This window comes from Bradyrhizobium sp. KB893862 SZCCT0404, from assembly GCF_018130885.1.
Taxonomy (GTDB): Bacteria; Pseudomonadota; Alphaproteobacteria; order Rhizobiales; family Xanthobacteraceae; genus Bradyrhizobium; species Bradyrhizobium stylosanthis.
Window position 1 is genome coordinate 1,036,499 of the sequence record NZ_JAFCLT010000002.1, and the last position, 24,946, is coordinate 1,061,444.

At 65.2% G+C, this 24,946-nt stretch carries 23 protein-coding genes and 1 pseudogene; 8 read left to right on the forward strand and 16 right to left on the reverse strand.

Features of this window, described 5'->3' with window-relative positions:
- Window positions 1-2: 2 nt before the first annotated feature.
- Window positions 3-1,304, reverse strand: coding sequence for an MFS transporter (locus tag JQ617_RS13655; RefSeq protein ID WP_212026738.1), 1,302 nt, complete (start codon window positions 1,302-1,304; stop codon window positions 3-5).
- Between the two features lie 490 nt (window positions 1,305-1,794).
- On the opposite strand from JQ617_RS13655, the pseudogene JQ617_RS13660 reads away from it, so the two are divergent.
- The 3 genes and pseudogenes from JQ617_RS13660 to JQ617_RS13670 all read left to right on the forward strand — a co-directional run bounded on the left by JQ617_RS13660 (window position 1,795) and on the right by JQ617_RS13670 (window position 5,565).
- Window positions 1,795-3,008 (forward strand): annotated as a pseudogene (locus tag JQ617_RS13660) (ABC transporter substrate-binding protein).
- An 8-nt stretch (window positions 3,009-3,016) separates the two neighbouring features.
- A complete protein-coding gene (locus JQ617_RS13665; protein ID WP_212026739.1) occupies window positions 3,017-4,750 on the forward strand; it encodes an FAD-dependent oxidoreductase in 1,734 nt (577 codons plus the stop codon).
- A gap of 20 nt (window positions 4,751-4,770) precedes the next feature.
- Complete coding sequence (locus JQ617_RS13670; protein ID WP_212026740.1) at window positions 4,771-5,565, forward strand: IclR family transcriptional regulator; 795 nt, start codon at window positions 4,771-4,773, stop codon at window positions 5,563-5,565.
- Window positions 5,566-5,720: 155 nt separating this feature from the next.
- Here the strand turns inward: JQ617_RS13670 and JQ617_RS13675 are convergent, their stop codons facing one another.
- From JQ617_RS13675 to JQ617_RS13705, 7 genes are all read right to left on the reverse strand, one after another.
- Entirely contained in the window at window positions 5,721-6,503 is a 783-nt protein-coding gene (locus JQ617_RS13675; protein WP_212026741.1) for an SDR family NAD(P)-dependent oxidoreductase, read from the reverse strand.
- A 371-nt stretch (window positions 6,504-6,874) separates the two neighbouring features.
- A complete protein-coding gene (locus tag JQ617_RS13680; RefSeq protein WP_249156982.1) occupies window positions 6,875-7,579 on the reverse strand; it encodes a GntR family transcriptional regulator in 705 nt (234 codons plus the stop codon).
- A gap of 108 nt (window positions 7,580-7,687) precedes the next feature.
- Entirely contained in the window at window positions 7,688-8,431 is a 744-nt protein-coding gene (locus tag JQ617_RS13685; protein WP_212026743.1) for an aspartate/glutamate racemase family protein, read from the reverse strand.
- 10 nt (window positions 8,432-8,441) lie between these two features.
- Window positions 8,442-9,707, reverse strand: a complete 1,266-nt coding sequence (locus tag JQ617_RS13690) for an NAD(P)/FAD-dependent oxidoreductase (protein WP_212026744.1) — start codon at window positions 9,705-9,707, stop codon at window positions 8,442-8,444.
- Between the two features lie 3 nt (window positions 9,708-9,710).
- Window positions 9,711-11,372, reverse strand: coding sequence for a thiamine pyrophosphate-binding protein (locus tag JQ617_RS13695; RefSeq protein WP_212026745.1), 1,662 nt, complete (start codon window positions 11,370-11,372; stop codon window positions 9,711-9,713).
- A gap of 129 nt (window positions 11,373-11,501) precedes the next feature.
- Window positions 11,502-11,855 carry a RidA family protein gene (locus tag JQ617_RS13700; protein WP_212026746.1) on the reverse strand — a complete coding sequence of 118 codons (354 nt, stop codon included), beginning with the start codon at window positions 11,853-11,855 and terminating at the stop codon, window positions 11,502-11,504.
- Window positions 11,856-11,867: 12 nt separating this feature from the next.
- Window positions 11,868-12,785, reverse strand: coding sequence for an NAD(P)-dependent oxidoreductase (locus JQ617_RS13705; protein WP_212026747.1), 918 nt, complete (start codon window positions 12,783-12,785; stop codon window positions 11,868-11,870).
- A 211-nt stretch (window positions 12,786-12,996) separates the two neighbouring features.
- Here JQ617_RS13705 and JQ617_RS13710 point away from each other — a divergent pair, with 211 nt between their 5' ends.
- Window positions 12,997-13,833 (forward strand): transporter substrate-binding domain-containing protein, encoded by an 837-nt coding sequence (locus JQ617_RS13710; RefSeq protein ID WP_212026748.1) that lies wholly within the window; start codon window positions 12,997-12,999, stop codon window positions 13,831-13,833.
- Window positions 13,834-13,845: 12 nt separating this feature from the next.
- Here JQ617_RS13710 and JQ617_RS13715 read toward each other — a convergent pair whose 3' ends face one another.
- Together JQ617_RS13715 and JQ617_RS13720 are read right to left on the reverse strand one after the other, a co-directional pair.
- Window positions 13,846-14,343, reverse strand: a complete 498-nt coding sequence (locus tag JQ617_RS13715) for a hypothetical protein (protein ID WP_212026749.1) — start codon at window positions 14,341-14,343, stop codon at window positions 13,846-13,848.
- Between the two features lie 3 nt (window positions 14,344-14,346).
- Window positions 14,347-14,532: a hypothetical protein gene (locus JQ617_RS13720; protein ID WP_212026750.1), complete on the reverse strand. Its 186-nt coding sequence runs from the start codon at window positions 14,530-14,532 to the stop codon at window positions 14,347-14,349.
- Window positions 14,533-14,769: 237 nt separating this feature from the next.
- Here JQ617_RS13720 and JQ617_RS13725 point away from each other — a divergent pair, with 237 nt between their 5' ends.
- The 3 genes from JQ617_RS13725 to JQ617_RS13735 all read left to right on the forward strand — a co-directional run bounded on the left by JQ617_RS13725 (window position 14,770) and on the right by JQ617_RS13735 (window position 17,293).
- The gene (locus JQ617_RS13725) at window positions 14,770-15,816 is read left to right on the forward strand and encodes an AraC family transcriptional regulator (protein ID WP_212026751.1); all 1,047 of its coding nucleotides are present in this window, start codon (window positions 14,770-14,772) and stop codon (window positions 15,814-15,816) included.
- Between the two features lie 511 nt (window positions 15,817-16,327).
- Window positions 16,328-16,756, forward strand: a complete 429-nt coding sequence (locus JQ617_RS13730; protein ID WP_212026752.1) for a universal stress protein — start codon at window positions 16,328-16,330, stop codon at window positions 16,754-16,756.
- 72 nt (window positions 16,757-16,828) lie between these two features.
- Window positions 16,829-17,293 carry a universal stress protein gene (locus JQ617_RS13735; protein ID WP_212026753.1) on the forward strand — a complete coding sequence of 155 codons (465 nt, stop codon included), beginning with the start codon at window positions 16,829-16,831 and terminating at the stop codon, window positions 17,291-17,293.
- Between the two features lie 3 nt (window positions 17,294-17,296).
- Here the strand turns inward: JQ617_RS13735 and JQ617_RS13740 are convergent, their stop codons facing one another.
- From JQ617_RS13740 to JQ617_RS13750, 3 genes are all read right to left on the reverse strand, one after another.
- On the reverse strand, window positions 17,297-18,043 hold the full coding sequence (locus tag JQ617_RS13740; RefSeq protein ID WP_212026754.1) for a metallophosphoesterase family protein: 747 nt from the start codon (window positions 18,041-18,043) through the stop codon (window positions 17,297-17,299).
- Between the two features lie 149 nt (window positions 18,044-18,192).
- The gene (locus tag JQ617_RS13745; protein WP_212026755.1) at window positions 18,193-19,683 is read right to left on the reverse strand and encodes a carboxylesterase/lipase family protein; all 1,491 of its coding nucleotides are present in this window, start codon (window positions 19,681-19,683) and stop codon (window positions 18,193-18,195) included.
- A gap of 23 nt (window positions 19,684-19,706) precedes the next feature.
- On the reverse strand, window positions 19,707-21,047 hold the full coding sequence (locus JQ617_RS13750; RefSeq protein ID WP_212026756.1) for an MFS transporter: 1,341 nt from the start codon (window positions 21,045-21,047) through the stop codon (window positions 19,707-19,709).
- Window positions 21,048-21,252: 205 nt separating this feature from the next.
- Between JQ617_RS13750 and JQ617_RS13755 the strand changes: the two genes are divergently transcribed.
- Window positions 21,253-21,903, forward strand: coding sequence for a TetR/AcrR family transcriptional regulator (locus JQ617_RS13755; RefSeq protein WP_212026757.1), 651 nt, complete (start codon window positions 21,253-21,255; stop codon window positions 21,901-21,903).
- 140 nt (window positions 21,904-22,043) lie between these two features.
- Here JQ617_RS13755 and JQ617_RS13760 read toward each other — a convergent pair whose 3' ends face one another.
- From JQ617_RS13760 to JQ617_RS13770, 3 genes are all read right to left on the reverse strand, one after another.
- Entirely contained in the window at window positions 22,044-22,829 is a 786-nt protein-coding gene (locus tag JQ617_RS13760; protein ID WP_212026758.1) for an ABC transporter permease, read from the reverse strand.
- Window positions 22,826-23,698, reverse strand: a complete 873-nt coding sequence (locus JQ617_RS13765; protein WP_249156983.1) for an ABC transporter permease — start codon at window positions 23,696-23,698, stop codon at window positions 22,826-22,828. The genes JQ617_RS13760 and JQ617_RS13765 overlap by 4 nt, the downstream gene beginning before the upstream one ends.
- Before the next feature lie 195 nt (window positions 23,699-23,893).
- Complete coding sequence (locus JQ617_RS13770; protein WP_212026759.1) at window positions 23,894-24,943, reverse strand: ABC transporter substrate-binding protein; 1,050 nt, start codon at window positions 24,941-24,943, stop codon at window positions 23,894-23,896.
- Window positions 24,944-24,946: the final 3 nt, after the last annotated feature.

The following is a 24,946-nucleotide window of genomic DNA, read 5'->3' on the forward strand; positions in this document are numbered from 1 at the left end:
GTTCAGGATTTAAGCGCGTCGCGCGCCGTCTCCGGCGCCATCAAGGTCGCGACGATCGTGATGATCGACAGTGCGATGATGTAGATCGACACCGCCCAGTACGATCCGGCCCAGGCCAGCAGCGCGGTGGCGATCAACGGCGAGAAGCCGCCGCTCAGCGCGGCCGCGACGTTGGCCCCTAACGATGCGCCGCTGTAGCGCACCTGGGTGCGGAACAGTTCCGGCATGAAGGCCGCCTTCGGCCCGAACAGCAGCGCATGGGTCAGCGTCATCGTGACGACGAGCGCGAGCGTGATCAGCGCGGGCTCCTTGGTGTCGAGGAACCAGAACAGCGGAAACGCCAGCGCCACCGAGAACACGCCGCCGGCGAGATACAGCGCCCGGCGGCCGAAGATATCGGACAGCCAGCCGGCGAGCGGCAGCGTCGCGAACTCGACGATCGCGGCATAGACCACCGCGTCCAGGATAACCTGACGCGGCAGGCCGAGTTTTGTGGTGGCATAAACCACCGTGAAGACGGTGAGGAGATAGGCAAGCCCCACCTCCGACACCGTGATGCCGATCGCGAGCAGGAAGCTGCGCCAGTCGCGGCGGAGCACTTCCCATACCGGCTGCGCCAGCACCTCCTTGCGCTCGACCACCTCCTTGAAGTGCGGCGTCTCCGCAAGCCTCATGCGCACGATGAAACCGACGCCGACCAGGAGGATGCTGATCAGGAACGGCACGCGCCAGCCCCAGCTCAGGAAGTCGGCCTCGGGCAGCTTGGTCATCAGGCCGAAGATGCCGGTGGAGGCGGCAACGCCGACGGGAAAGCCGATCTGCACCAGGCTGCCATAGAAGCCGCGGCGGTTTCCGGCGTGCTCGATCACCATCACGACCGCGCCGCTCCACTCGCCGCCGAGCCCGATGCCCTGGACGAAGCGCAAGGCGATCAGCAGGATCGGCGCCCAGACGCCGATCTGGCTGTAGGTCGGCAGGCAGCCGATCAGGAAGGTACCGAGCCCCATCGCGATCATCGTCGCCACCAGCATCGTCTTGCGCCCGAGCCGGTCGCCGTAATGTCCGATGATGGCGCCGCCGATCGGCCGCGCCACGAAGCCGACCGCATAGGTCGAGAACGCCACCAGCGTGCCGACGAAGGGATCGAAGCTCGGGAAGAACAGCTTGTTGAAGACGAGGGCCGCGGCCGTGCCGTAGATCAGGAAGTCGTACCACTCGATCGCGGTACCAAGCGCACTCGCCCAAACCACATGCGCCGTCGTCGACCTCTCCGCCGAAGTGGAGACCCCAATTGCTGCCGTCATGCCCTGCCCCATCATTCCAGAGGGCATCATGGCCAATCGTGGGAATGGTTGCAACCTGCCCGCGCATTTGGTCGCTCTCGTGCACCGGACGCTGCGCAGCGCTCCTTCGGTGCGCTGCAGAGCCGGGGCCCATGTCACTGCGCCTTCCCGTGTTGCCTTCTGGGTCCCGGCTCTGCGCAGCAGCGCAAGAGCGCTGCAGCGCGTCCGGGACACGAGAGCGTTGGGTGCCACCGCCCCCTCATCGGTCATTGCGAGGAGCTCTTGCGACGAAGCAATCCAGAATGCCTGCGGAAGGATTCTGGATTGCTTCGCTGCGCTCGCAATGACGGGTGATGAGGCAGCGGTGCACAGCGCTGCGATCGTCGCCTCGGCAATCGTGGAACCCGCCCAACCGCCCTATTCGCCATTGACAAACTCATTTGCCATTATCTAATTTGTCGCCCGAATAAACCGGCCGCCCCAGGTGGCCCATAAAAGAGAGGGAACGACGATGAGAGGGCTTCTGGCCTGCGCGATGCTCGCGGCCATGACATCAGCTGCGATGACGTCCGCGGCCACCGCGCAGGTCTCCGACGACGCGGTGCGGATCGGCGTGCTGACGGATCTGTCGAGCTGGGGCCGCGACAATTCAGGGCCGGGCTCGGTCGAGGCCGCCAAGATAGCTGTGGAGGAGTTCGGGCCGACGGTGCTCGGCAAGCCAATCGAGATCATCAGCGCCGACCACCAGATGAAGACCGACGTCGGCGTGCAGATCGTGCGCGGCTGGTTCGACAACGGCAAGGTCGACGCCGTCGTCGACATCCCCAATTCCGGCATCGCGATCGCCGTGCACAACATGGTGCGCGAGCGCAACAAGATCGCCCTGCTCTCCGGGCCCGGCGCAAGCTCGCTGACCGACGAACTGTGCAGCCCGAACACCGTGCACTTCACCTACGACACCTATGCATTGTCCAAGGTGACGGCCTCCGCCGTCATCAAGGAAGGCGGCAAGTCCTGGTACTTCATCACCGCGGACTATGCCTTCGGCCAGCAGCTCGAGAAGGACGCCACCCGCTTCATCAACGAGATGGGCGGCAAGGTCTTGGGCGGCGTCAAGCATCCGACCAACACCGCAGACTTCTCCTCCTTTGCGCTGCAGGCGCAGAGCTCGAAGTCCGACGTCGTCGCCTTCGCCAATGCCGGTCAGGACACCGATAACGCCATCAAGCAGTCCGGCGAGTTCGGCCTGGTCCAGGGCGGCCAGAAGCTTGTCGGCTTGCTGATGTTCGACACCGACGTGCATGCGATCGGCCTGAAGGCCGCGCAGGGCACCTACATGACCACGGCGTCTTACTGGAACATGGACGAGGCGACGCGGGCCTGGTCCAAGAAGTTCTACGAGCGGACCAAGGTGATGCCACCATGATCCAGACCGGCGTCTACGGTTCGGTGCTGCACTACCTGAAAGGCATCAAGGCCGCCGGCACCGACGATCCGGCCAAGGTGATGGCGAAGATGCGCGAGCTGCCGATCGAGGATGTCTTCGTCCACGGTGGTAAGCTCCGCGAGGACGGCCGCGTCATCCGCGACATGTATCTGGCCAAGGTGAAGACGCCCGAACAGTCCAAGGAGCCGTGGGACTATCTGGAGATCATCAAGACCGTGAAGGGCGAGGACGCCTTCCGTCCGGTCTCCGAATCCAAATGTCCGCTGCTGAAGAAGTGAGATGAGACATGACCGGCAACGAGCATAACGCAAGCGAAACATACGAGTGCGATGTGCTCGTGGCCGGATCGGGCTGCTCCGGAATGTCGGCCGCGATCACCGCGGCTTCTCGCGGCCTGAATGTTCTGATCGTCGAGAAGGAGCCGCGCTTCGGCGGCACCACCGCCCGCTCCGGCGGCTGGCTCTGGATCCCCGGCACCTCGCTGGCGAAGGCCTATGGCATCGCGGAAACGCCGGAGCAGGCGCGCACCTATCTGCGCCATGAAGCCGGCAACAATTTTGACGCCGCGCGCGTCGATGCGTTCCTGAGCGCCGGCCCGGAAGCGGTCGATTTCTTCACCAGCAAGACCGCGCTGCGTTTCGACATGCCGCTGGTGTTTCCGGACTATCACGCCGAAGCGCCCGGCGGCGCACAGGGCGGCCGCTCCATGGTGACCCGCCCGTTCGACGGCCGCGAGCTCGGCGACCAGATCAAGACGCTCGGCATGCCCCTGCCCGAGCTCACCGTGTTCGGCATGATGCTCGGAAGCGGCAAGGAGATCATCCATTTCATGCGCGTGACGAAGTCGCTGACCTCGGCGGTCTACGTCGCAAAACGTCTGTCGCGGCATCTGATGGACGTGCTGCGCTATGGCCGCGGCATGACCTTGACCAACGGCAATGCGCTCGCGGGCCGCCTCGCGAAATCCGCGCAAGATCTGAAGATCCCGATGTGGCTGTCCTCGCCGGTGCGCGAGCTGACGGTCGAGAACGGCGCGGTGACCGGCGCAATTGTGTCGCGCGAAGGACGCAACGTGCGCATCCGCGCGCGGCAGGGCGTCGTGCTTGCCTGCGGCGGCTTTCCGCATGATGTCGAACGGCGTAAAAGAATGTTTCCGCACGCACCGACCGGCAACGAGCACTTCTCGCCGGGCCCGACCGGCAACACCGGCGACGGGCTGCGCCTTGCGGAAAGCGCCGGCGGACATGTCGAGGATCGCCTGCCGAACGCGGCGGCGTGGGTGCCGGTATCGCTGACCACGCGCAAGGACGGCTCGAAGGGCGTGATGCCGCACTTCATCGATCGCGCCAAGCCCGGCGTGATCGCGGTGATGCGCGACGGCAAGCGCTTCGCCAACGAGGGCAATTCCTATCACGACTTCGTCCAGGCCATGATCAAGGCGGCAAAGCCCGGAGAGGAGATCGCGGCCTACCTCGTCTGCGATCATCCCACACTGCGCAAATACGGCCTCGGCTGCGTGCCGCCGTTCCCGATGCCGTTGGGTCATCATCTCGATACCGGCTATCTCATGCGCGGCGACTCACTTGAAGCGCTCGCGGCGAAAGCCGGCATCGATGCCAAGGCATTCGCCGCGACGGTCAAGGAGTTCAATGCGACCGCGCCGCTCGGTCACGACGCCGCCTTCGGCAAGGGCTCGAAAGCCTATAACCGCTACCAGGGCGACGCCATGCACGGCCCCAACCCCTGCGTCGCACCGATCGAGAACGGCCCGTACTACGCTATCAAGATGGTGGTCGGCGATCTCGGCACCTATGCCGGCATCGTCACCGACGAGAATGCGCGCGCGCTCGACGCCGAGGGCCGGGTGATTCCCGGGCTCTATGCCGCCGGCAACGACATGGCCAGCATCATGGGCGGCAATTATCCCGGCGCCGGCATCACGCTTGGGCCGGCGCTGACCTTCGGCTACATTGCCGGCCGTCATCTCGCCGATAGCGCCGCGAGGCGCAACGCGGCGTAAGCTAAGCGCATCGGAGGCGCATGAAGAGAGAAAGCCGCGGCATCCAGTCGATCGAAGTCGGCGGAGAACTGCTCCGGGCGCTTGCCCGCAGCGGCGAGCCGATGATGCTGCGCGATCTCGCGCGCGAGGCCGGCATGACGCCGGCCAAGGCGCATCCCTATCTCGCCAGCTTCTCGCGCATCGGCCTGATCGAGCAGGACGAGACCACCGGCCGCTACGAGATCGGCGCGCTGGCGCTGGAGCTCGGCCTGATCAGCCTGCGCCGCCTCTCCGGCGTGCGCATCGCACGGCCGAAGATCGCGAGCCTTGCGAGCCAGATCGGGCACGCGGTGTCGCTCGCGGTGTGGGGCACGCATGGCCCGACGGTGGTGCAGCTCGAGGAGCCCGGACAGCCCGTCCATATCGTGATGCGCGCGGGCTCGGTGATGGCGCTGCTGGAGACGGCGACAGGACGTGCGTTTGCGGCCTTCCTGCCGGAAAAGACCATCAACGCCGCGCTCGAGAGCGGCCTCGACCGTCACGGCGTCGGCTACAACCCGAAGCGCGCCGTCAAGGGCGCGAAGGTCGCCGACATGGTGGCCGAGGTCCGCAAGCACGGCCTCGCGCGCGCGCTCGGCGATCCCCTGCCCGGCGTCAACGCGTTCTCCGCGCCGGTGTTCGACCATGCCGGCCATGTCGCGCTGGTCATCACGGCGATGGGCCCGGAAGGCACGTTCGATGCGCGCTGGGACAGCCCGATTGCCAACGCGTTGCGCGATTGCGCGGGCGGGATTTCAAAGCGGCTGGGCTATGGGATGACGGTGGCGGCGGAGTGAAGGGCATGCAGCCCGCCTCATCGTAGCTGTCATGCCCCGCGAAGGCGGGGCATCCAGTACACCGCAGCCCATCGGTTCAATCACAAGCGTCACGGAGTACTGGATCGCCCGGTCAAGCCGGGCGATGACACCGAGTACGTGGCGCGTTCCGCTCCCTACTTCTCCTTCACCGGCACCGTGTAGTTCAGGACCAGCCGGCCGCCATCCGGATAGATCGTCTGCCCCGTGATATACGACGCATCGTCGCTGGCCAGGAACGCCACCACGGAGGCAACCTCGCTCGGCTCGCCGCCCCGGCCGGCCGGCGTGCGCGACAGCACGGTCTTGCGGGCATCGTCGGACGTGTAGATCGACGACGCCACCATGTCGGTCAGGATCGTGCCCGGTCCCACCGCGACGACACGGATGTTGTGCGGGGCGAGCGCGACGGCGGCCACGGACGTCAATTGCTTCATGCCGCCCTTGGACATGGCGTAGGTCGCAAGCGCCGGGATCGCGAGCAGCGCATTTACGGAGGACATGTTGATGATGACCCCGCCGCCGCTGCCTTGCGCGATCATCTGCTTGGCCGCCGCCTGCACGCCGAAGAACGCGCCCTTCAAATTGATGCCGATGATTTCGTCGAATTCCTGTTCGGTAATCTCGAGGATGTCGCGATTGCGGGCGACGCCGGCATTGTTGACCATGATGTCGAGCCGGCCGAATTCCTTCACGGCGGTTGCGACGAGCAGGTCCACGTCGGCGCGTTTGGCGACATTGCCGACCACGGTGCGCAACGCATCCGGCCGTCCGAGCTCGGCCGCGGTCGCGGCGAGGCCATCGGCATCGACATCCGAGATGACGACCTTGACGCCGTCATCCAAAAACCTCTTCGCGCAAGCCTTGCCGATGCCGCGCGCCGCGCCGGTGATGGCGGCGACCTTGCCGGATAGTTTCATGGTCTCACTCCAGGATAGCTGCTCGTTGCGGCTATCGCCGGATGAGACACCCGGCCCGGGCCGCGACGACGCCGAGATGAGCACGGAATCCGGTCCCGATAAAGATGGCATAGTGTGAGGGCGGGACGATGCGCATTGCTGCGCCCTCTCCCCTTGCGGGAGAGGGCATCACCGCAGGAGACGCATATTCACTTGGGTGAGGCGTCTGTCTCGACTCGGTCAGGCGCACCCGTGGATGCGGAGAGATACCCCTCATCCGCGCCGTAGCCGAAGCCTTGCTTCGGCGTTCTCAAGAACGGCGGCCGAAGGCCGCCTATGCCACCTTCTCCCGCAAGGGGAGAAGGAAGGGCGCCGTCGCTGCGGCACGCTGCCTAGTTCGCCGCGGTCCTCGCCGCTGCCGGCATGTAGATCTGCGCGTAGCCTTCCTTGATCGCGGAGGTGATGCGATCGAGGCGGCGGTCGATGTGCTTTTCCAGCACGGAAACGCATGCTTCCTCGTCGCGCGCCTTCAGGCCTTCGACGACGGCGCGGTGCTCGGCTTGCGTGTTGGAGCGGTTGATGCGGTCCATGTCGATCCAGCGCACGAAGCGGATGCGGGCATTGACGTTGCGCAACACGCGCAGCATCTCGGCATTGTTCGACATGCCCATCAGCCGCTCGTGAAAGGTCTCGTCGAGCTCGACCAGCTCCACCGAGGTGCGCTCGCCGGGATCCGGGCCGGTGGCTTCGAGAAATTTCAGCAGCGCGTCGATGTCTTCGTCCTTCGCGCGCTTGATGGCGAGGCGGATCGAGGCGACCTCGATCGACTTGCGCAGCTCGTAGAGATCGAAGATCTCGTGGGCATCGAGCTCGCGGCAGAAGAAACCCTTGCCCGGCGTGAAGCGCAGGAAGCCCTCTGTGTTGAGACGGTTGAGCGCTTCGCGCAGCGGAGTGCGGCTGACGCCCAGGCGCTTGGCCAGCTCGCCCTCATTGAGCCGCTCGCCCGGCTTGAACTCGTAGCTCACGGCCATCGCCTTGAGCTGTTCATAGACGCGATCGACAATACTATCGGAGGCCAGTTCCACGTTGCTCATCATCAGCTGCATTCATGCCCGAACACAGCCCAATATACCGGGGCTGGTTGGTCGATGGCAATGCAAACCAGAGTTTAGCCGAGTTTGTTCAGAGCTTTGCGACAGAAGGAATCAGGCGAAGGCGCGCGGGCGCAGCCCAGCATGAAACCAGGTGATCATGGAATAGATGTCGTAGACCGGCAAGCCGACCTCGGCCTGTAATGCTGCCGCATAAGGCGGCATGTTGGTGCATTCGAGCACGATGGCGCCGACATCAGGGTTTTTGGCGACAAGCTCCTTGCCGGCCTCGACCACGTCGCGCTCGGCCTGCGCGATGTCCATGTCGTCCTTCTCGGCCTTGATCAGGACGCGGAAGAACTCCTTGCCGTGCTCGGTGCCGACCAGGGGGGTGTCGAGCGGCACACCCGCGCCTTCGAGATGGGCCGGCGTCAGGGTCGAGCCCGACACCGTGACGAGGCCGACGCGCTTGCCGGGCGGCAGCGTCGCCTGCACCCACGGCACCTGCATCAGCGACGAGGTCGCGACGGGAACGCCGACGGCTGCCGCGATCTCCTTCTGGAACAGCGAGAGGAAGCCGCAATTGGTGGTGATGGCTTCGGCTCCGAGCCGCACCAGGTCTTGCGCCGCGTCGATGAAATCAGGCAGCAGGCCGGCCGCGCCCTTCAGCACCACCTTCTCCGGCGAAGCGCCGCTCACCACGCGATAGAGCACCGGGAACGGCCAGGTCGTGCCGTTGCCCATGTCGCCGGGAATGCGGGGAAAGCGCGCTTCCAGCATCAGGATGCCGAGCGGCGCGCCGTAGACGGCCTTGCCGCCACGGGCAATACGAGAAGGCGAGTTGGCAGGATAGGTCATGGGCGCGATCTCAGAGGAAGCGGGTGGGTGCGAACGGTGCGACCGGAATCTCGGGCTGCTTGCCGCTCAGGAGCTGCGCGACGAGGCGGCCGGTGCGGGCGGAGCCGACCAGGCCGACATGACCGTGGCCGAAGGCATAGACGATGTCACGCGAGGCGCGGGCATGGCCGATGCAGGGCAGCCCGTCCGGCATGCTCGGCCGATGCCCGAACCAGGTCTTGATGCGCGAGGCCGGAATGTCCTTCGGCAGCTTCGGGAACATGCCGAGAAGGTGGTTGCGCAAAATCTCGGCGCGCTTCCAGTTCGGCGCGGCTTCGAGCCCGGCGATCTCGACCGTGCCGGCGGCGCGCAGGCCCTTGTCGGTCCAATTCACCACCATCTTGGCGTCGGACGCCATCATCGAGCTGCGCGGACCTGATTCCGGATTCTCGATCATGACGTGATAGCCGCGCTCGGTCTCGAGCGGCAGGGGATCGCCGACCGATGCGGTGAGCCGTTTTGAATGCGCGCCAGCCGCGACCACGGCGGCGTCACAAGCAATCTCGCCGGTCTCGGTGAGAACGGCCACGACCTTGTTGCCGTTCAGCTTCAGCCCCGTCGCCTTGGCTCGCACGTGCTTGGCACCATTCGCGATCGCATGATTGGCAAGGGCTGCGACATAGGCACCGGGATCGCGGCAGCGGCCGGCTTCCTCCACCACGACGCCAAAGGTGTAGCGCGGGTGCAAATCCGGCTCGCGCTGGCGCATCTCATCGGCGCTCAGCTCCATCCACTGGACGCCGACCTTCTTGCGCAGGCGCCAGCCGAGATCATTGTCGAAATTGCCGCGCGACGGGAACACGTGCATCACGCCGTTGCGCTCGACCAGTTCAGGAACACCCGCCTCTTCCGCCAGCTTCCGGTGCAGCAGCGGCGCGTCCTTGAGAAGATCGCGTAGCGCAAAGGCCGTCTTCTCGACCTTCGCCTCGGTCCAGCCCGACAGCAGATACTTGATCAGCCAGGGCAGCGCCTTCGGCAAGTAGGACCAGCGGATCGCCAGCGGCCCGAGCGGGTCCATCAGATAGCCCGGCACCTTCTTCCAGACACCGGGTTCCGCCGGCGGGATCACCGAATGCGACGACAGCCAGCCGGCATTGCCATAGCTTGCCGCCTGCTCGCCACCCGGCTCGCCCGGATCGATCAGCGTGACGCGATGACCCTCGCGCAGCGCCTCGATGGCGCTGATCACGCCGACCGCGCCGGCTCCGATGATGGCGACGTGGCGGCCTTCCGGCATCGCTTAAGCCTTCACTTGCGGCGTGAAATCCTTGCCGACCGAGATCGCCCTGGGATCGATGATGCAATGGAGGATCGACGGCTTGCCCGAGGCCAGCGCGCGCTCGAACGCCGGCGCGAACTCCTCGGTGCGCTCGACGCGCTCGCCATGACCGCCGAACGCCTTGGCGTACATCGCGAAGTCCGGGTTCTTAAGCTGGGTGCCGACGACGCGGCCGGGATAGTCGCGCTCCTGATGCATGCGGATGGTGCCGTATTGCGAATTGTCGACCACGATCACGACCAGCGGCGCGTCGTACTGCACGGCGGTGGCGAATTCCTGGCCGTTCATCAGGAAGCAGCCATCACCGGCAAAGGCGACGACGACACGGTCAGGATATTGCCGCTTCGCCAGCACGCCCGCCGGCACGCCATAGCCCATCGAGCCCGAAGTCGGCGCGAGCTGCGCGGCGAAGCTGTGGAAGCGGTGATGGCGATGGATCCAGCCGGCATAATTGCCGGCGCCGTTGCAGACGATCGCGTCCTTCGGCAGCCGGTCGCGCAGCCAGGTCATCACCTGGCCGTACTGGAAATGGCCCGGCAGCTCGCGCGCCTTCTCGGTCCAGGCGAGATAATCGGCATGCGCCTTGGCGGCTTCGCCCTTCCAGGCAACCGCGCCCGCGGGCTTCAGCGTCTCGACGGCGGCGGCGAATGCAGCGGGCGTTGCCTGGATCGCGAGCTCGGGCTGGTAGACGCGGCCGAGCTCTTCCGAGCCCGGATGCACGTGGATCAGCTTCTGCTTCGGCGTCGGAATATCCAAGAGCGTGTAGGACGAGGACGGCATCTCCGACATGCGGCCGCCGATGAGGAGGACGACGTCGGCGTTGTCGATGCGCGCCTTCAGGCCCGGGCTCGGCCCGATGCCGAGATCGCCGGCATAGTGCGAATGATCGGCGTCGATCAGCGAGGCCCGGCGGAACGAGGTCGCGACCGGAAGGTCGAAGCGCTCGGCAAAGCGCGCGATGCTCTTGGTCGCCTCATCGGTCCAGCGCGAGCCGCCGAGGATGACCAGCGGCGCCTTGGCGCCGGCGAGCATCGCGCCGACGCGCTCGATATCAGACGGCGCCGGCCAGCTCACCGCCGGCTCGATGCGCATGGCATCAGCGACCGCGGCAGTCTCGGTCAGCATGTTCTCCGGCAGCGCGATCACGACGGGACCGGGACGGCCCTGCATCGCGACGCGGAACGCGCGCGCGACCAGCTCCGGGATACGGTCGGGACGGTCGATCTCGACCGCCCATTTCGCCATGGGACCGAACACGGCCTTGTAGTCGAGCTCCTGGAACGCCTCGCGCTCGCGCATGCCGGTGTCGACCTGGCCGACGAACAGGATCATCGGCGTCGAATCCTGCATCGCGATGTGGACGCCGTGGCTGGCATTGGTGGCACCGGGGCCGCGGGTGACGAAGCAGATGCCCGGGCGCCCCGTGAGCTTGCCATAGGCTTCCGCCATCATCGCGGCGCCGCCTTCGGCGCGGCAGATCACGACGTCGATCGGGCTGTCATGCAGCGCGTCGAGCGCGGCGAGGTAGCTCTCGCCCGGCACGCAGGTAACGCGGTCGACGCCCTGGGCCACCAGCTGATCGATCAGGATCTGGCCCCCGGTGCGGGTGTTTCTGATGGTCATGACAGCTCCCTGCAGGCTTTGGCGATGCGCTTCAAGGCTTCGCGCAAGATTTGTTCCGAGGTGGCGTAGGACAGGCGGGAACAAGGTGCAAGGCCGATGCAAACAGTGCAGAGGCCTTCGGCGCGCATGTCAACCGCGCGCGGCAATCGCGATCACCTCGATGCGGTAGGCCGGATCGGCGAGCTCGACCTTGCCGCAGGCGCGCGTCGGTGCGTTGCCCGCCACGACCCAGGCGTCGTACACAGCGTTCATGGCATCGAAATCGTCCATGGTCTTGAGCCAGACCTGGACGCTGAGCAGGCGCGACTTGTCGGTGCCGGCGCGCGCCAGCATGTCGTCGACCTTGGCCAGCGCCTCTTTTGTCTGCTGGGTGATGTCGGCGGTCTTGGTGTCCGCGACCTGGCCTGCGAGGAAGACGAGATCGCCGAACACGGAAGCGCGGCTGCGGCGGGCGTTCTGGTCGATGCGGGTGATGTCAGACATGGGATGTCCCCCTTACTTGCCGGTGGCGATGATGCGGCGGCAGTGATCGAGCGCCGCGCCGATGAGATTGTCGCTCGCCTCCGGCGTGCGGAACGCCGAATGCGCCGACAGCGTCACGTTCGGCAGTTTCGTCAGCGCATGGCCCGCCGGGAGCGGCTCGACGGTGAAGACGTCGAGGCCGGCATGGGCGATGTGGCCCGAGCGAAGCGCCTCCAGCATCGCATCCTCGTCGACGACAGCGCCCCGCGCGGTGTTGATCAGGATGCTGCCCTTGCGCATCTGCGCGATGCGCTCGCGCGACAGAAAACCCTTGGTCTCGTCGTTGAGCAGAAGATGCAGCGAGACGACGTGGCTCTCCGCCAGCAGCTTCTCCAGCGACACGAACGCGACGCCCGGATGGGTCTTCGGCGTCCTGTTCCAGGCGATCACCTTCATGCCGCAGCCTGCCGCCATGCGCGCGGCTTCCGCCGCGATGCCGCCGAAGCCGATCAGGCCGAGCGTCTTGCCGGTGAGCTGCATCGCGTCGCGGCGCAGCCAGTTGCCCTCGCGCATGCCGCGGTCCATCTCGCCAAAATTTCGCGCAGAGGCCCACATCAGCGCGATCGCGCATTCTGCAACGGCCGTGTCGCCATAGCCCTTGATGGTGTGGACGGAGATGCCGCGCTCAGCGAGCTCCTCCGGATTCATGTAGCTGCGCGCGCCGGTGCCGAGGAAGACGACATGCTTCAGCCTGGCGCACGTCCCGGCGATTGCCGTCGGCACCGCCGTATGATCGACGATCATGATCTCCGCATCCGCGAGCAGGTCGGGCAGATCGTCGGGCTTGATGGATGGGTTGCGGTTGATGCTAACAGGCAGATTGGCGGCACCCAGCAGCTTCTCGGTGACCGCGGCCAGCGTGTCATTGGCATCGACGAAAACAGCACGCACAGACTTTCTCCTCATTCCCGAAACCCGCAAGCCGGCCCGCCAGCCGCGCCCACTCCCAGGGGGATTTCTCTCGTTCTGCCAACGGGCTAGGCTCCGACCTGCCTCATCGCTCAAATCGCTGGCAGATCCGCAATACCATATTGCATTACGATCTGAATACAGAAATAGTCCACCGGCCGGAGTTGTTGATCATTCCCAGGGAGCACTGACCATGAACCGCAGGGACGCACTCACCACCGTCGCGCTGGCGGGCGCCGCAATGGCCGCGACCACATCAGTCAAGGCCGATACCGCGCCGACCTCCACGCTCGATCGCATCAAGAAGACCGGCGTGCTGCGGGTCGCGGTCATCGCCGGCCAGGACCCCTATTTCCACAAGGACCTCGCGACCAATCAATGGTCGGGCGCCTGCATCGACATGGCGAACGACATCGCGGCCAAGCTCGGGGCCAAGGTCGAGACGCTGGAATCGACCTGGGGCAACCAGATCCTGGACCTGCAGGCCGACAAGATCGACCTCGCCTTTGCCGTGAACCCGACGCCCGAGCGTTCGCTCGTCATCGATTTCTCGACGCCGATCCTGGTGCACTCCTTCACCGTCATCACCAAGAAGGGCTTTGCCAAGCCTCAGACCTGGGCCGAGCTCAACAAGCCCGAGGTCAAGATTGCGGTCGACATCGGCTCGACGCACGAGACGATCGCGCGCCGCTATTGCCCGAAGGCGACCATCCTCGGCTTCAAGACGCGCGACGAGGCGATCCTCGCGGTGTCGACCGGCCGCGCCGACTGCAATGTCTCGCTGGCGGTGCTGTCGATCTTCACCCTGAAGAAGAATCCGACGCTTGGCGATCTCGCGATCCCGCGGCCGCTCCTGACGCTGCCGACCAATCTCGGCATCCGCGCCGAGTCCGATCGTCGCTACAAGGATTTCCTGAGTGCCTGGGCCGACTACAACCGTTCGCTGGGCCAGACCCGCGAATGGCTGCTGAAGGCCTACGAAACCGTTGGCCTCAGTGCCGAGGACATCCCGAGCGAAGTGCAGTTCTGAGGGGGCTCGCCCTCATGAGCGGCGCGGTTTCCCGCCGAGCAGGCGCCAGCAAGCATAATCATGATCACCGTTCCATTGATGGACCGGCCAATAGCAAACGGTGCAGCGGAAAATCCCCTTGGCCCCAACGAGAACCTGCAACGCCTCGTAGACGGCATTGCAGGCCTCGCAGGTGAACACCACCGCCGTGTCAGACGCAGCCTGCTGAGGCTCCGACGCCCGGCGACGACACCTCACATGCGCAGGCGGGGCCGCCTCAATGGGAGCATCCGGTTTCGCCACGCCGTCGGCAGTCGCTTCTCTCGCCGCAGCTTGCTTTAACGCCTTGTCGATCCTCATCTTGACGCGGCGCGCCGCCAGCAGCGCGAGGATCGCCTGCACCTTGCCCGAGACGTCGCGCGCGCCGACACGAAAACGGTATTCCCAGATTCCGGACTGCCCGGTTTCGATGATCAGGAAATGAATCGACCGATGGATGCCGCTGTGCCGGCCGGGTTGCTTGCCAGCCATGGCCTAGCCGGTCTGATCGTTGACCTTGGCGGAAATCACCCGCTCCACCTCACCCGCCAATGTGCGGAGATGTTCGGCAAGGCGCGAGTACAACTCACGCTTCATCCTGTCGGTCGCAAGATCCCTGATCAGCGCGCATTCGGCTGCGTCAGCCTGAAGCTTTTCCCAATGCGCAATCATGTCCTTCATTTGCATTCGCCCCCGTGCGCCCAGCCGGAGACATCCGCCGTCGGTCCAAAGGCGGAAATGCGGTGGCCGCAAAGCAACCGGCTAGACGATTGTCTGCGTCACGTCTTGTGATCCTGGGTCAATCGATTGCGAGTTAGGGTCACACCGGTTTGTCCCGGAGGCATCAGGCTTTGACATAGGTCAAGATGCGAGCCTCCTCACCTCCCGACGTTTGCCGAGACCACAACTCGGTGCCGAATGAGAACCGCCAAACGCCCGGCAAGCGGCTTGCCATCGATCCCGAGCTCAACCGGGGGGATAGCCCGCCTCGCATGTGCCCGCCTCCGGGATGCGAGGATTGACCTCACTCCGATCCTCTCGGCCGTGGGCCTGACGATCGGGGACGTCGAGAACCCCGCGCTCCGTATTGCTGCAAGCGCGCAAGTATCGCTCCTCGAGATCGCCGCGAAGGAATTGCACGACGACTGCTTCGGCTTCCATCTGGCTCAAGGCTTCCAGCTGGGGGAGATCGGACTTCTGTACTACGCGATGGCCTCATCAGAGCGGCTCGTGGACGCGCTGCATGCCGCAGAGCGCTACTGCGCGATCAACAACGAGGGCGTAAGGCTGCAGACGTCGCTGGAACAGGGATTTGCGATTGGATTTGAGTATGTCGACATCGATCGACGTGCGGATCGGCATCATATGGAATTCTGGCTGATTGCGCTCGTTCGCATCTGCCGCGCACTGACCGACGCCAGGCTGGCGCCAAAGCAGATCAAGTTGAAGCACGGCAGGGGTGAAATTCCCCGGGATGTCCGATCTCAGCTCGGATGCAGCATCGAATTTTCGGCCGACAGGGACGAGATTCTGTTTCCCTCGCAGATCGGCGCGTTGCCGCTCGTGAGGGCCGATCTTCACCTCAACAAAATCCTGCTTCAATATGCCGACGAGGCCTTGACCAACCGGCCCTCGCGGCGGGCCAGCATGCGGTCTCGTGTCGAAGATCAGATCGCCCAATTGCTTCCGCACGGCAAAGCCAACGCCGCGGAAGTCGCGCGCCGTCTCGGCATGAGCCGGAGAACACTCTCTCGGGCGTTATCCTCCGAAGGCGCGGGCTTCCTGGACATCCTCGAAGCGTTTCGAAATGCGCTTGCACGCCGTTATCTCATGGAAGAGGAATTGCCGATTTCCGAGATCGCGTGGTTGCTGGGTTACAGTGAGGTCAGCTCCTTCACGCACGCTTTCGTTCGCTGGGCCGGCGTCACGCCAAGGGCGTATCGCAGTTCGAACGGGAGCGGCTGACGCGCTGGCTCAAAGCCTCAAATCCCTGGCGCAGACGAGCAAGACCTGGCGGATCGTCCTGCGCTAGAGCTGTGCCATGCATTCATACAAGCTTCTGGCTTCGCTCGCATCTCGCTGCCGCGAATCCTGGGACTCGGTTTTCGGCACCATGACCAGGTTCGACTGGCTGTTCCTGGTTTGCGTTGCCTGGTTCGCGGGTCTCTTGGCATCTCTGGCTTGGGTTCTGTTCGCGGCTTGAGCCGGCAGGCCCGACCGTCCGGTCCCACGACGCCCGCAGCGCCAACGGCGCGACGTTCGCCGGCGTGTGGACTCGAGACTCCCGCGGTTCCCTCACGGACGCCGCTGTCGTCGCCGAGGTCGCCTCGACCGACGTCGAGGTTGTGCCGATTGCGGACAGCCCAATCGCGGTACGGTGAACCCGCTAGGTTGATTTATCTCAAGACTTCATTCGGAGCGCGAGCTAGGCTTACCCGCGGGGCAGCGATACGTCCGGACAATCGGGAGGTAAAGCATGTACCGGCACATTCTCATTCCGACCGATGGGTCCGAGCTGGCGGAGCGCGGGGTCACGCACGGATTGGCACTCGCGAAATCCCTTCGCGCCGCCGTCTCCATCATCTTCGTCGTGGAACCGTTTTCAGACCTCTCGGGACGGTTCCTCGAGGCTGTCGCGACCTATGTCGAGTATCGCAAGGAGCAGGCCACGAAGGTGCTCGATCGCGCGTCGGATGCCGCCAGGACGGCCGGTGTGTCCTGCCAGACGATCCAGACGGAGAGCGGGCAACCCCATCAAGCCATCCTCGCGGCTGCCGCGGACAAGGGCTGCGACCTCATCGTCATGTCGTCGCATGGACGAAGCGGGCTGTCCGCACTTCTGATCGGCAGCGTGACCAGCAAGGTACTGACGCACGCGAAAATCCCGGTCCTGGTCTGTCCATGAGGTGCAGACCCGCCTGAAGGTCAATCCAGCGCCGGAACACGCTGACGACGTTGTCGAGAAGGGAGTTCGCAAATGTACGCCCATCTTCTGCTGAGCACGGATGGATCGGAGGTCGCGAGAAACGGCCTCAGGCACGGAATTGCCCTGGCGAAGGCCGTGAAGGCCAAGGTGACAGTGATCGCCGTGACGGAGCCGCTGCCGATCGACTACGGAAGCGGACACGCCTCGGGATGGATACCCTCGCAGCACGAGATGGATGTCTTCGACGCCGCGTCCAAGCAACGCGCGGGCAACTTCCTCGATCAAGCCCGCGCCATGGCGGAGCAGGCCGGGATAGCTGCGGAGCTCCTGCATGTTCCGAACGCGCACCCTGCCACCACGATCATCGCAACGGCCAAGTCGGGCGGCTGCGACTTGATCGTCATGGGCTCCCACGGACGCCGCGGTATCAAGAAGCTGTTCCTCGGGAGTCAGACATCGGAGGTGCTGGCGGATGGAAGCGTGCCGGTGCTGGTCGTGCACAACGAACAGAAATGAGAGCTACGTCCCCTCCCGCTGCACCCAGCCCGTTGCGATGGCGCTCGCCCAGGTGAGCATTCCCTTGGCCTGCGCCAGTGCGGCCATGGTCGCGGTGTCGTAGGGTACGTAGCGGATCATGGCGGACCAGCCTCCTCGGCCATGCTCCAGGATGGCGTAGCACGCGTGCGGCGTGCCGACTTCGACGACATAGGGCACGGGCGCCTTCCCGTCGTAACCGGGCAATCCGACGCTGCCTGGATTGACCACCATGCGTCCGTCCCTGAGGCGAACAACTCTTGGAATGTGCGTGTGCGCGCACAGGATGAGGCCGGCATCGATCCCCGCGGCGCCGGCTTCGATAGCCGCGATCCCGGCCGGGCGCGCACTGCCGTCATCCGCGATATGATCGAGCCAGAACGCAGCATCGTCCTTCGGCGATCCATGGCACAGGAACACCCGATCCCGGTACATCAGGGTGGACGGCATGCTCGCGATCCAATCGAAGTGCCTGGGCTCGAGCTGCCGGAAATCGCTGCGCGACGAGGTGCCGGCCTGCCGGAGCTCCAGCAAGATGCGATCCTGATCGCCCTGGATTGACGGAAAGCCGCGCTCCGTCAGCAGGTCCGCGGTTCGCGCCGCCTCGAGCGGGCCGCTGACGTGATCGCCGAGATTCACGATCTCGTCGATGCCGAGCGCGGCAATGTCCGCGAGTACGGCTTCGAGCGCCGGACGATTTCCATGCACGTCCGCGATGGCAGCAAACTTCATTGGGCCTCTCCGTTCGAGATGGCCGACGATTCACGCAATGCGGGTCGATGCAGGGGCTGCGATTCTCTTTAGCTGCATTTTTAGAAGCGCCCGCAAGCTGAGGATCAAATCGGCGCTGGAGCAAGCCTTACATGACCGGACTATCGCGATCAAGCGATCGCCGGGACGCGCGGCGCGCCGGATTGCAGCTCCGCCCACAGGCGCGGACGCACGCCTTCGCTGAGAGGCACGACATGGAACGGCTGGCCGAAGATGGCGAGCGGCTCCCTTTCCAGTGCGAACCGCGGCCAGGCTTCCGCGACATCGGGCACACCCGTCGTGACGAAGCGCAGCAGGCTCGCCTGAAAACGTGCGGCGACATCGATGTCGCCAGGCGTCATCGGCCCGCCCTTGCGCTTCAGGATCGGGCGATCGATGAAGTCAGGCAGATGCGCCCAGAGGCACGCGTTATCAGCGCCATGGGTCGGCCCCTGCGACAGGAACGGCTCCAGCGCCGGGCGATGGTCGAACCGGCTCAGCCACACCGCGCCGCCGGCCGCAGCATGCAACCGCGCGAGATCAGCCATGGGGCGATGCCAGAACGCATCGGACAGCAGCGCCTCGTAGGGATCTTCATCGACGCGCGCGGTGGCGCGGTAATAGGCCAGCAGACGTTCCCACCCGGCATCGCCGAGCGAGGTCCGCACCTGGCGCTCGGTGGTGCGGATCATCGCAGCCGGCGGCGTGCTCTTCAGGAACATCGCCATCTCGTCGCGGCAGGAGCCGAGCCAGAGCGGAATGTCGCGCAAACCGCCCGCGGCGAAGACGTCGCACGACTCGCGCGGGATGACGCTGCCGTCGAGCACCGGACCGAACACGGTACCTGACGCCGTCTCATCCGCGATCATGCGGCCGACGCGCTCGACGGCCGCAAAGAGCCTTGGCAGCGGCACCGAGGCGATCGCGACCGGATCGCGCGCCAGCTCGAGCTCGTCGAGCACGCGGCGCGCGACCGCGTCGGCATGATCGGCGCTCATGATGGTCCGTCCCGGTGCGCTCAGCGCGAGGGCACGGATGAACTTGCCCCTCGCCTGCGGCAGCGTCGCCAGCGCGATCACCAGGGAGGCGCCGGCCGACTGGCCGGACAGAGTGATGGCGTCGGGATCGCCGCCGAAACCGGCGATGTTGGCGCGCACCCAGTCGAGTGCGGCGAGCGTATCCGTGATGGCGAGGTTGTTGGCCTCGCTCAATCCGTGACGTTGGAGCTGCAGGAAGCCGAGCGGGCCAAGCCGGTAGTTGATGGTGACGACCACCGCGGGGCCATGCGCGGCGAGGAATGCGCCATCGTAATCGGCGCCGCCACCGGTGACGAAGGCACCGCCATGGATGAAGAACAGCACCGACAGCGGGCCATCGGCCTTGGCCGGCACCCAGATGTTCAGGCTGAGACATGACTCCTCGGCGGCCTGATCGAGGTGGCCGGGCTGCGGCGCGTAGGCGCCGTAGTCCGTGCAGCGGCGCGGCTCCGTCCACGCGCGGGGCGGCACCGCCCCGGCAAAGCGCCGCGCGGTCGCGAACGGCACGCCCTTGAAGGCGCGCAGGCCGTCCTGCTCGGCGCCGACGACCGGCCCGCTCGTGGTCGAAACTGCGTTGGTCAGCATGCGCTGCTATCCTGTCTGTTTGCTCAAGCGCGGCGCTTGCCGAGATCGGCGATATCCACGGTGTGGGTTTCGCGCGCGGTCGCCGCGGCCGCCGCCGAGATCACGCAGCAGCAGGCCACGAAGATCGCGACCGGAACCCAGCCGTTCGGTCCCTCGCCGACCAGGCTCGCACTGACCAACGGCGTGAAGCCGGCGGCGAGGAAGCCGAGCTGGGTGCCGATCGCCGTGCCGGAATAGCGCACGCGCGCCTCGAACATCTCCGCGTAGAACGACGGCCAGATCGCGTTCGGCGCGGCGTAGACCACGCCGGACAGGATCATCGCGGCGGCGAAGATGGCGATCGTGTTGCCCGACGTCACCAGCATGAAATAGGGGAACAGCAGCACGGCGCAGCCGAGCACACCGCCGATGAACACCGGCTTGCGGCCGATCTTGTCGGCGAGCAGGGCCCAGAGCGGCTGGGTGATCAGCGCGGTGACATTGCCGAGCACGCCGGCCCACAGCATGGTCGGACGCGCGACGCCGAATTTGGACGTCGCGTAGCCGAGCGCGAACACGGCAGTCATGGTGCTGACGGTGGCGATCAAAGCACAGACGATCACGCGCAGCACGTCGGGCCAGTAGTCGCGCAGCAGTGCCACGACGGGAAAGCGCGCCACCTTCGCCTTGTCCTTGATGTCTTCGAAGACCGGCGTTTCCGGCATGGTCCGCCGCACCAGATAGGCGACGACCAGCACGAAGAACGACAGCAGGAACGGAATGCGCCAGCCCCAGCTCAGGAGCTGGTCTTCGGGCAGGCTCGACACGGGGATGAACACCAGCGTCGCCAGGATCGCGCCGGCCTGGGTGCCGCTCAGCGTCCAGCTCGTGAAGAAGGCGCGGTTGGAATTGGCGGAGTGCTCCAGCGTCAGCGAGTTCGCCCCGCTCTGCTCGCCGGCCGCCGACAGGCCCTGCAACAGGCGCAGCAGCGTCAGGATGACAGGCGCGGCATTGCCGATCGATTTCGCGTCCGGCAGCAGCCCGATCGCGAGCGTCGAGCCGCCCATCAGCACCAGCGTGAACAGCAGCACCGTCTTGCGCCCGATGCGGTCGCCGAAATGACCGAGGATGACGGCACCGACGGGACGCGCGATGTAGCCGATGCCGAAGCTCAGCAGCGCGAGCAGCGTTGCCGTGCCGGGATCGACATTGGCGAAGAACACCTTTGGGAAGATCAGCGCCGCCGCGGTGCCGTAGATGAAGAAGTCGTAGTATTCGAGCATGCTGCCGACGAAGCTGACCAGCGCGGCGCGCTTCGGCAGCTTGTTCGGCGTGGCTTGCGCTGCGGATGACGCAGGCAGCGATGCGGTTGACGTCACCGTCATGAAATTCCTCCCCATGTGTCCCGTGCGGTTCGCGTCAGGCGGTTCGCCAGTCCGCCTGTTCTGGTTTTTGTTGCCGCAGCTTTGCTTCCGGCTCATAATGTACGAACTAGTACGTTTATGCAATACGCGTTGGATCACGGCCCGAGGGGGCGAAATTTGCCTTCACCTTCAAGGTGATCCGTGGAAACTGGCGGGAGAAACAGCAATGCTCGAGCGCATGCCGCCCCCATCAAAGCGCACCAACGACCCCGAGCGCACCAAGCGCGACATCCTCGAAGTGGCGATGGCCGAATTCGCCTCGGAGGGCTATTCCGGCGCCCGCGTCGACGCGATCGCGGCGCGGACGCGCACGTCGAAGCGCATGATCTACTACTATTTCGGCGGCAAGGAGCAGCTCTATCTCGCCGTGCTGGAGGAAGCCTATCGCAGCATCCGCGCACTCGAGGACCAGCTCGACATCGAGAGCTGCGATGCCCGCGAAGGCCTGCGTCGGCTGATCGAGGCGACCTTCGACCATGACGAGCGCAATCCGAACTTCATCCGCCTCGTCTCCATCGAGAACATCCACCACGGCAAGCACCTGAAGCAGAACCTTCAGTTGCGCCAGCTCAATGCCAGCGTGATCGCAACCCTCGACGGCATCCTCAGGCGCGGCCGCACCGAGGGCGCCTTCCGCGACGACGTCGACGCCATCGACCTGCACCTCGCCATCTCCTCCTACTGCTTCTTCCGCGTCGCCAACCGCCACACCTTTGGGGCGCTGTTCGATCGGGATTTGAGCGAGCCGAAGGTGCTGGCGAAGAGCAGGAGCCAAATCGTGGAGATGATCTTGGCGTGGCTGGGGGCGAAGAGTTAGCTGGCACTGCACCCCAACTGTCATTCCCCGCGAAGGCGGGGAATCCAGTACGCCGCGGCCTATCGAGGACCCACAACCGCCTCGGAGTACTGGATCGCGCGCCTTCGCGGGCGATGACACCGAGAGCGGAGCAACAGCCCCTACCCGCCCCGCTTCTGCCGCGTGCTCGCCAGCAACACCAGCATGAAGGACGCCGCCGTCATCAGCGTCGATATCGCGGCAATCGTCGGGTCGATCTCGTCGCGCAGCGCGGTGAACATGCGCTTGGTCAGCGGCTGGTACTGGCCACCGGAGATGAACAGCGCGACGATGGTCTCGTCCATCGCCGAGATGAAGGCGAAGATGCCGCCCGCGACCACGCTGGACTTGATCTGCGGCAGCGTCACCGCAAAGAAGCTGCGCAGGCGGTTCATGCCGAGGCTGCGCGCCACCATCTCCTGTGCGGGATCGAAGCTCTGCAGGCCCGCCAGCACCGAGATCACGACATAGGGCAGCCCCAGCATCACGTTCGCCAATACGAGGCCGGGCATGGTCGCGACCAGGCCGACCCTGGCATAGACGAAGAAGATGCCGACCGCGGTGATGATAATCGGCACCACCAGCGGCAACAGCAACGCCATGTGGATCAGGCGCATGATCCGCAGCTTCGACTGGCTGATGGCATAGGCGGCGGCAACCCCACACGGCGTCGCGATCACCACGGTGAGCAGCGCGACCGTCAGCGTCACCCGCGTCGCCTGCATCCAGGCAGGATTGGAGAAATATTGCTGGTACCACCGCAGCGAGAAGGATGGCGGCGGGAAGGTCAGGAAGCGCGCGCTGGAGAACGAGATCGGCGCGATGATCAGAACGGGGAGGATCAGATAGACCAGCACCAAGGCGCTGATCACGTAGAGGACGATCCGTGCGGGCGAGGTGCGTATCATTTCTGCCCCAGCACGCGATCGAGCGAGATGAAGCGGCTGACGACGAAGAAGATCGCGAGCACGCTGAGCAGCAGCACCACGGCAACGGCGCTCGCGGCGCCGAACTGGTTGTAGAGCTCGACATTGCGGCTCACCAGCATCGACACCATCACGGTGCGCCCGCCCCCTAACAGCTCCGGCGTGATGTAGAAGCCGAGGCAGAGCACGAACACCATGGTGCAGCCGGCGAGCACGCCCGGCAGCGACAGCGGCAGGAAGACCCGCATGAAGGTCAGCGACGGGCTCGCGCCCAGGCTGGCGCCGGCCTGCATGAGATCGCCGGGGATCTTCTGCATGGTGGCGTAGAGCGGCAGCACCATGAACGGCAGCAGGATGTGCACGGTCGCGACCACCGTGCCGAACGTGTTGTGGACCAGCGCAAGCGGCTCCGAGATGACATCGAGATAGCGCAGGAACTGGTTGATCACGCCGGTGCGCTGCAGCAGCGCCAGCCAGGCATAGGCGCGCACCAGCACGCTGGTCCAGAACGGCAGCACGACCAGCGACAGGATGAGGATGCTCCATCCCTTCGGCACGGAATTGGCGAGATAGGCGACGGGATAGCCGAGCAGCAGCGCGATGATCGTCACCGCGAGGCTGATCTCGAAAGTTAGCGCAAAGCTGCGCCAATAGACGTCTTCGGTGAAGACGCGGCGATAATTCTCCAGCGTGAAGCCATCATGATAGATCGACTGCCAGGCAAGCCAGCCGACCGGCAGCACGATCAGCGCCAGGATCACCAGCAGCGCCGGCGACACCAATGCCAGCATCAGCGCATGCTCGCGGCGCTGATGCTTCTGGGATGGATCTGGCACCGATGTTGTCAGCATTCGCTCGCTCATCTCGGGTGCTGCACCTCTCCCGCTTGCGGGAGAGGTCGGATCGCGAAAGCGATCCGGGTGAGGGCTTTCTCCTCTTGGGGAGCGTTCACTGCGGAAACACCTCCTCCCCAACCCTCCCCCACAAGCGGGAGAGGGAGCGCACCGTCTCTGTCGATGCGGCTCGAGTTCATCCCTTCTCCGACCTTACTTCTGCATGAACGATGCCCAGCGCTTCTCGGCGGCCTCTCCGGCCGGAGAAGACCACCAGGCATAGGACATCAGCGCCTGCTTCGATGCGTTGGCGGGCTCGCTCGGCAGCTGCGCGGCACGCTCGGGCTTGATCACGTTGGTCTCGAACGCCTTGGGATTGCCCGGACCATAGTCGATGTGCAGCGGCAGATTGGCCTGGTGCACGGGATCGACGGCCTCGTTGAGGAACTTCACCGCCGTGTCGAGATTCGGCGCACCCTTGAGGATGCAGAGCGAGGTGCTCTGCAGGATGCCCTGGTTGTAGGTGAAGGACACCTTGGCGCCTTCCTTGGCGACCGCGCTGACGCGGCCGTTCCAGGCCATCTCCATGTCGACCTCGCCGTCGTTGAGGAGCTGCGCCGATTGCGCGCCCGAGGTCCACCACACCGTGATGTGCGGCTTGATCTCCTCCAGCTTCCTGAAGGCGCGATCGACGTCGAGCGGGTAGAGCTTGTCCGGCGCGACGCCATCGGCCATCAGCGCCGCCTCGAGCGTTGCGAACGGGTGGTTGCGCAGCGCGCGGCGGCCGGGGAATTTCTTCACGTCCCAGAAATCGGCCCAGCTGTTCGGCGCATCCTTCGGAAAGGTCTTCTGGCTGTAGGCCAGCACGCTGGAATAGAACTCGTAGGAGACCGAATAGGGACTGCGATACGCCTCCGGCATCGCCGCGCCGTTCGGGATCTTCGAGAAGTCGAGCTTCTCGATCAGCCCCTGCTCGCCGCCGCGCAGGCAGTTGCCGGTCGGGGTGTCGACCACGTCCCAGATCGGCTTGCCGCTGCCGACCTGCGTCTTGATCGCGGGCCAGGCGTCGGGGATGGAATCCTGGTTGATGGTGATGCCGAGCTTCTTGGCGGAGGGATCGAGGATCGCCACCGTTTGCGCCTGCTGATAGGCGCCGCCCTGCGAGACGAAGGTGATCTGTTCGGCGGCATTCGCCGCGGTGCCGCCGAGCGCGAGCGCGCCCAACAGCGCGCAGCCCATTTCAAAATTCCGTTTCGTGTTCATCCT